6 protein-coding genes are annotated in these 6,000 nt (G+C 38.5%); 2 read left to right on the top strand and 4 right to left on the bottom strand.

Annotated features, from left to right (window positions below; translation table 11 throughout):
- Positions 1-100: 100 nt before the first annotated feature.
- From FD46_RS03860 to FD46_RS03845, 4 genes are all read right to left on the bottom strand, one after another.
- Entirely contained in the window at positions 101-925 is an 825-nt protein-coding gene (locus FD46_RS03860) for a metal ABC transporter permease (protein WP_057895867.1), read from the bottom strand.
- Entirely contained in the window at positions 912-1,580 is a 669-nt protein-coding gene (locus tag FD46_RS03855) for a metal ABC transporter ATP-binding protein (protein WP_057895866.1), read from the bottom strand. The genes FD46_RS03860 and FD46_RS03855 overlap by 14 nt, the downstream gene beginning before the upstream one ends.
- A 12-nt stretch (positions 1,581-1,592) precedes the next feature.
- The gene (locus FD46_RS03850; RefSeq protein ID WP_057895865.1) at positions 1,593-2,465 is read right to left on the bottom strand and encodes a metal ABC transporter solute-binding protein; all 873 of its coding nucleotides are present in this window, start codon (positions 2,463-2,465) and stop codon (positions 1,593-1,595) included.
- Positions 2,466-2,641: 176 nt separating this feature from the next.
- Positions 2,642-3,298, bottom strand: a complete 657-nt coding sequence (locus FD46_RS03845) for an HD domain-containing protein (protein ID WP_057895864.1) — start codon at positions 3,296-3,298, stop codon at positions 2,642-2,644.
- Between the two features lie 382 nt (positions 3,299-3,680).
- Between FD46_RS03845 and FD46_RS03840 the strand changes: the two genes are divergently transcribed.
- A complete protein-coding gene (locus tag FD46_RS03840; protein WP_057895863.1) occupies positions 3,681-4,796 on the top strand; it encodes a glycosyltransferase in 1,116 nt (371 codons plus the stop codon).
- A gap of 191 nt (positions 4,797-4,987) precedes the next feature.
- Positions 4,988-5,920, top strand: a complete 933-nt coding sequence (gene rihA, locus FD46_RS03835; protein ID WP_187329017.1) for a pyrimidine-specific ribonucleoside hydrolase RihA — start codon at positions 4,988-4,990, stop codon at positions 5,918-5,920.
- The last annotated feature ends 80 nt before the right edge of the window (positions 5,921-6,000 follow it).

Raw genomic sequence — 6,000 nt, 5'->3', positions numbered from 1 at the left:
GATACATAGGGCTTATAGCCCTGGAGCAAACCACCCGTTAGACGGGTGGTTATGATAAAAAGAAATTAAAATTCGTTCAGCTGTTCTTCGATAATCTTTACTAAACTTTGCTGCCAGCTGTGCGGGCGCCACTCTTGCCTTTGAGATAATGGTAAGACAGAGCTGCTCCATAAATGAGGGCCTCAATTATAGTAATGAAGAAACTGACAGGCCAATCAGTGACATAGGCGAGATAAAGCCCCAGCCAAATTCCTAAAAGGCAAAATCCCGTAGTCAGTATAATCATTTTCCATAAGGACGTAGAGAGATACTTTGCTGCTGAAGCTGGGATCGTTAAAAGCACAAAGATCAACAGCGAACCGATAATTTGCGCGGTAATACTGATTGTTAGTGCTAAAAGGCACAAAAAGGCGATTGAGATCAACAGATTATGACGTTGGTTAAACTCTGAGCCGATAACATCAAAAGAGTTATAGGCAAGCTGTCGAAATAAAAGGGCTACTACAATAATTATTAAAATGCTGAGGAAAATCAGTGAATAAAGATTATCAATATTGATCCCGACGATGCTGCCGAAAAGAATGTTTGTAGCATAATTAGACTGTTTGTTTGAAAGCGAAAGGAAGAGAATTCCGAGCCCAATAAAAATTCCTGAAAAAAGGCTGATAGATGCTTCACGCCGGCTGAGGCGATCGCCGGAGATTCCAATAAAAAGTCCGCTGGCCATTGTAAAGATAATCATTCCTAAAAGAGGACTTATACCGATAAAAATACCAAATGCAGCTCCTGAAAAACCAATTTCAGAAAGGGTATGTGTGAAAAAGGATGTTTGCCGTGCGACCACAAAAGTTCCCATTAAACCGCAAATTATAGAAATAAAAATTCCAGCTAAAAAAGCATAACGCATAAAATCAAACTGCAGCATGGGTATCTCGCCTCCGGTTAATTAATTTTCCTTGTTGAGCTGACAGCAGTAATTCATAGTCGGCATACTTTTCTACCAATTCAGCATCGTGCGTGATAAAAAGGACGGTAATCTTTTTTTCCGCGATTAAATTGCTAATCAGTTTCAGCAACTTATGCTTTGCATCTTTATCTAAACTAGCTGTGGCCTCGTCAAGAATCAACAGCCGGGGTTCAGCACAAAGAGCCTGTGCCAAAAAAGCACGCTGCTTTTCTCCACCAGAAGCCGCACCAAGGGCTTCTTTTTGAATCTTATTCAAGTGGGTATCTGCTAATACCCTTTTTAAGAGTTGACGTTCAGCCTTGCTGTACCACAAGAAGCGTGATCTTTTCAGTCCCAGTGCAACAAAATCATGAACACTCAAAGGAAAGTCATCATCAATATTACGCAGCTGCGGCACATACTGGATCTGTGTTCTTTTAACGGCAAACTCAACATGAGCATTATCTTTTCCAGCAGATTTTAATAGATGCTTTGCCAGTGTAGTTTTACCAACTCCATTTTCACCTGTCATACATGTTAACCGGTTAGCAGGGATACTGAAACTGAGGTTTGTAAATAATTGTTTTTCAGGAACACGCAGGTTGAGATTTTTTACTTCGAGTATTGTTTTCATTAGTATCAACGCTCACCTTTTTTGTATGTTTAAGACTTGCTGGTATTGTGATTTCATCCAGTTAAAATAATTTTTATGTGCAGGCAATGTTTCGGTAATGTTAACTACAGGAACATTATTTTTTTTACACAGGGCAACGAGGTTGGTTACTACTTTGTCCTCAGCCTGTGTGTTCCTGACAAAAAAAGCAATTTTATGCTGTGTAATGTCAGTCTGCATTTTTCGAATATCACTGGGTGAAGGATCAGTTCCCTTTTCAACTGAATCCGCAAAGTGGTTATTGTTAACACGATAACCCATATCTGCTAGAGCATAGTCAAAAACAGGTTCACTCACGTCTACGGGTTTATTGCCGCTATTTTGTTTGATTTGGGCTGTTAACTTTGTAAGTCCGTCAAGGCTGGCGATATATTTTCGGGCATTTTTACGGTAGGACTGCTTATGTGCGGGATCGAGCTTACCATAGTAAGTTGCTAAGTAATCAGCCATCTTGGGGATTGTTTTGCTGTTATACCAAAGATGTTCATTATCTCCATCTTTTTTCTTCATAATATCTTCACCGACAGCAATCTTTTTTGAACCGCCAAGTTTTTTAGCCCAGCTGTCATATCCAATACCATTATAGATAAGTAGATCAGCCTTAGAAACTTCTTTAGCTGTTTTTGTAGTTGGTTCATAGTCATGCGGATCAATATTCGGGTTGTTTATGATTGAGGTCACTTGGCCATGGCTGCCCAAAACTGCTCGCGCAACTTCACCATAAAAATCAGTTGTTGTCACAACTTTGATGCTGTCCTTTTGAGAGGTGTTTTTAGAACTATTGCTGCAGCTTGTTAGAAATAAGCTTAAAATAAGTATTGCTAAAAAATAACTGGCCTTTTTCATAGACTCCTCCATTTTTATCAAAAGTAGTAATGATTACAATTTGGAATGTTAGCTAAATTAACGGTCACTGTCAAGTCGATTTTTGGCATTAAAGCGTAATTATTACTATTTTTGATAAAAAAGAACTGCGTTATTATCGGTAACTTACGAAGTTTAATTACGCTTTACTGCTTTTCCTATTTTTCTGCGGACCATTCAGCCTTGAACTGGTTAAGGTAATCCAGCATTATTTTCTGACGGCCAGCAGCAATCTTTTTTGCTGTTTTTGTATTCATCATATCTTTGAGTTTAAGCAGTTTTTCATAAAAATGATTAATGATTGTTTCATTATCTAAGTTGCGGTATTCTTCTTTTGTCATCTTTTCTCTAGGGGCAATGTTTGGATCGTAGATGGTTTCTGCGTGTTTTCCTCCATAATAAATTGCGCGTGTGATTCCAATGGCTCCAATAGCATCAAGCCTATCAGCGTCTTGTACGATTTGTCCTGCAAGCGACAGCCTCTGCGTTTTATTATTCAGTGTTTTACTGAAAGACAGATTTTTAATGATGGCAGTAATCTCTTCGATCTGAGCCGGAGAAAATGCATGTTCCGTCAGAAGACGAAGAATCAATTGTCCCTGCTCTTCGGGGTCGTCAAACAGTTTTTCATCAGAAACATCATGTAAATAAGCTGCACTTAGAGTAATGAGCGGATCTGCATTTTCTTTTGTTAATATTTTTTTAGCCATATTAACGACACGTTCTATATGATCGAATCCATGTCCTGAACGATCAGAGCCAAGTTGTCTCTTTGCAAAATTATGTACGGCGAATAACTGATTATCTCTTTTCACAAGTACACTCCCTTATTATTACGAAAACTTATTCTTAAAAAGTATAGCAGAAATAACTTTGGGATTCAGCAGCAAAATAATGCATATATATTCACATCCATAGAATGTTTACCCTTTTTTTGTGAAATAAAGAAAGTTGTTAGCCATGATTTCCTATTGCAGCAGTAATAGTATGGATTAATATTGATCTAATTTGTTTCTAATTATGAATTACAATGCATTTTGCTTCTGGAATTTTATTTTCTATGCTACAATTTTGTTCAAGGAAGCAGATAGGTAAGCTTTTTATGCTTATTCTAAATTTTTATAGTTTCCTAGAAGGATGTGAAGTGTCAAAAAAGAAAGGGGGCAGCTGCTTTTCAAATGGAAACCAGCGAAGCTTATGAAAGTTTTGATAACTTTAGAAAATGTAGTGATGGATGGCGTCAAACGTGCTGCCACTGTTTTGGGAAATGAATTAAACAAACGCAAGCAGATGGACGTTGTGTACTATTCACTTGGTGAAACGAAACCTTACTATACTTTAGAAGCACCATTAATAGTTGCTAAGAGACCGATTTCAAGTGAGGTTTTGAACTACTTCGGCAATGACCCCTATGAACATTATGCTGATCAGATTAGCGATCTTTGTGCGTATATTATTGAAAATGATTATGATTGTGTAATTTTACCGGCAGGGCTTTTGACAAGTTTTGCTCCTTTTATTAAGGAGAAAGCTCCTAATGTAAATGTGATTGCATGGATGCATAATAATTATGATATCTATACAACGAAATACTATTCGGCAATGCTCACAGAATTTGAAAAGGGGCTTGAAGCCGCAGATACAGTGGTTGTTCTGACAGAGTTTGATCATGAGAAGTACAGGCAATTCAACAAACACACGGTAAAAATATATAATCCGTTAACATTGTTGCCGGAAAAAAGGGCAGATTTAAATAGTCATATAATAGCCTTTACTGGACGGATAGCAATTCAGCACAAGGGAGTTGATCTGCTACTTGAAGCTGCACGTTCACTGAAGGAAGACTGGAAGATCGCAATTGCCGGCAGCGGGGCTGCTGAAGATATGGCACGCTTCAGGTCTTTAATCAGTAAATATGGAGTAGAGGATAAGATAATTTATCGTGGTGCGCTTAAGGATGAAGCTTTGCAAAGCCACTATGAAAGTGCCTCGATCTTTGTTTCAACCTCACGCTGGGAAGGAATGCCCCTGGTAATGGGAGAAGCGATGGGCTTTGGTTTGCCGATAATTGCAATGGCAAATACCGGAGCAGCAGAGTTCTTACATGAAAATCGTTATGGAATTATGACAAAGCCCCAAGATGTTGCTGATTTTGTACGTGTTTTGGACAAATTAACAAGAAGCCGCTTTTTACGACGGTACTACTCAGCAAGGTCGCTTGAACGGGTAAAACATTTTGCACCAGAGATGGTTGTGGCACGCTGGCTGCCGGTGATTGTAGGAAATAAAAAAAGGGTCAGTATAAACATCTAGGATAAACGAACCCATTAATTAAAGTGATTGAATCACAAAATAAAGGTTAAAAATAAATATGATGAAAAAAATAGCTGTTTTGTATCCGGTCTTCTATAAATTAGTCTAGAAAATGACTGATTCGGGGACCGGTTTTTATCTGTATTTATATGTTAAACTATAACTCACAGAACATTCTTAAGGAGGGATTTTTGTTGGAAAAGATTATAATGGATTGCGATCCGGGGCAAGATGACGCGATTGCTTTGATAATGGCTGCTGCAGCTTCTGAACTGAAATTGCTGGCTGTTACTACTTCGGCAGGCAATCAAACCCCTGATAAGACTTTGAATAATGCTATGCGTGTTCTCACACTATTAAATAGAAGCGATGTTCCGGTTGCCTCAGGAAACCAAAAACCGCTGTTGCAAGAATTAATAATTGCTGATGATGTTCACGGGAAAACAGGCTTGGATGGTGCAATTTTACCGGATCCAGGGTTTGCTCCGCAAAAGATGCCTGCAGTACAGCTGATTGCTGAGGTACTGAAAAGGGAAAAGAAACCGGTTACGCTAGTTGTTACTGGACCAATGACTAACATTGCACTTTTTCTACAAATTTATCCGCAATTGAAAACAAAGATTAAGCAGATTGTGTGCATGGGCGGTGGAATGAATTATGGCAATTTTACCCCTGTTTCAGAATTCAATATTGCGGTAGATCCAGAAGCTGCAAAAATTGTTTTTAATGCCGGTATTCCCCTAGTTATGGCTGGATTGGACGTTACATATCAGGCACAAATTTATCCTGCAGAGATTGATAGAATCAGAAAAATCGATAACGCTGTAGCTCGCAGTGTAGCAGGACAGCTTGACTTTTACGGGACTTTTTATGAACAAGAAAAATGGGGTTTTAAAGGTATTCCGCTCCATGATCCGTGTACAATTGCATGGCTGTTGCATCCAGAGTACTTTGAAGAACAGCGATGGCACGTTGATGTAGAAACCCGTGGGGAATTAACTCGCGGTCAAACAGTGGTAGACCGCTGGGATTTATTGCATAAACCGCAAAATACGAGTGTTTTGACCAAAGTTGATCGTACATCTTTTGTGGAACTTATAGTAGAAAGTATCAAAAAGTTCTAAAAAAATAAAAGTTGCATGTTTTAATTTTTGATAAAGACCATTTTAGAATGTTAAGTCTGCTAATAGGAGGAGTATTTATC

The sequence above is a fragment of the Liquorilactobacillus oeni DSM 19972 genome (assembly GCF_001436275.1).
GTDB lineage: Bacteria > Bacillota > Bacilli > Lactobacillales > Lactobacillaceae > Liquorilactobacillus > Liquorilactobacillus oeni.
The sequence above is the reverse complement of the archived record's forward strand: the minus strand, read 5'-3'. Positions and strand labels throughout refer to the sequence as shown.

Excerpts from the sequence above, each read along its gene's own strand:
- FD46_RS03860 (WP_057895867.1), bottom strand. The coding sequence starts at position 925 with ATGCTGCAGTTTGATTTTATGCGTTATGCTTTTTTAGCTGGAATTTTT.
- FD46_RS03855 (WP_057895866.1), bottom strand. The coding sequence starts at position 1,580 with ATGAAAACAATACTCGAAGTAAAAAATCTCAACCTGCGTGTTCCTGAA.
- FD46_RS03840 (WP_057895863.1), top strand. The coding sequence starts at position 3,681 with ATGAAAGTTTTGATAACTTTAGAAAATGTAGTGATGGATGGCGTCAAA.
- FD46_RS03850 (WP_057895865.1), bottom strand. The coding sequence starts at position 2,465 with ATGAAAAAGGCCAGTTATTTTTTAGCAATACTTATTTTAAGCTTATTT.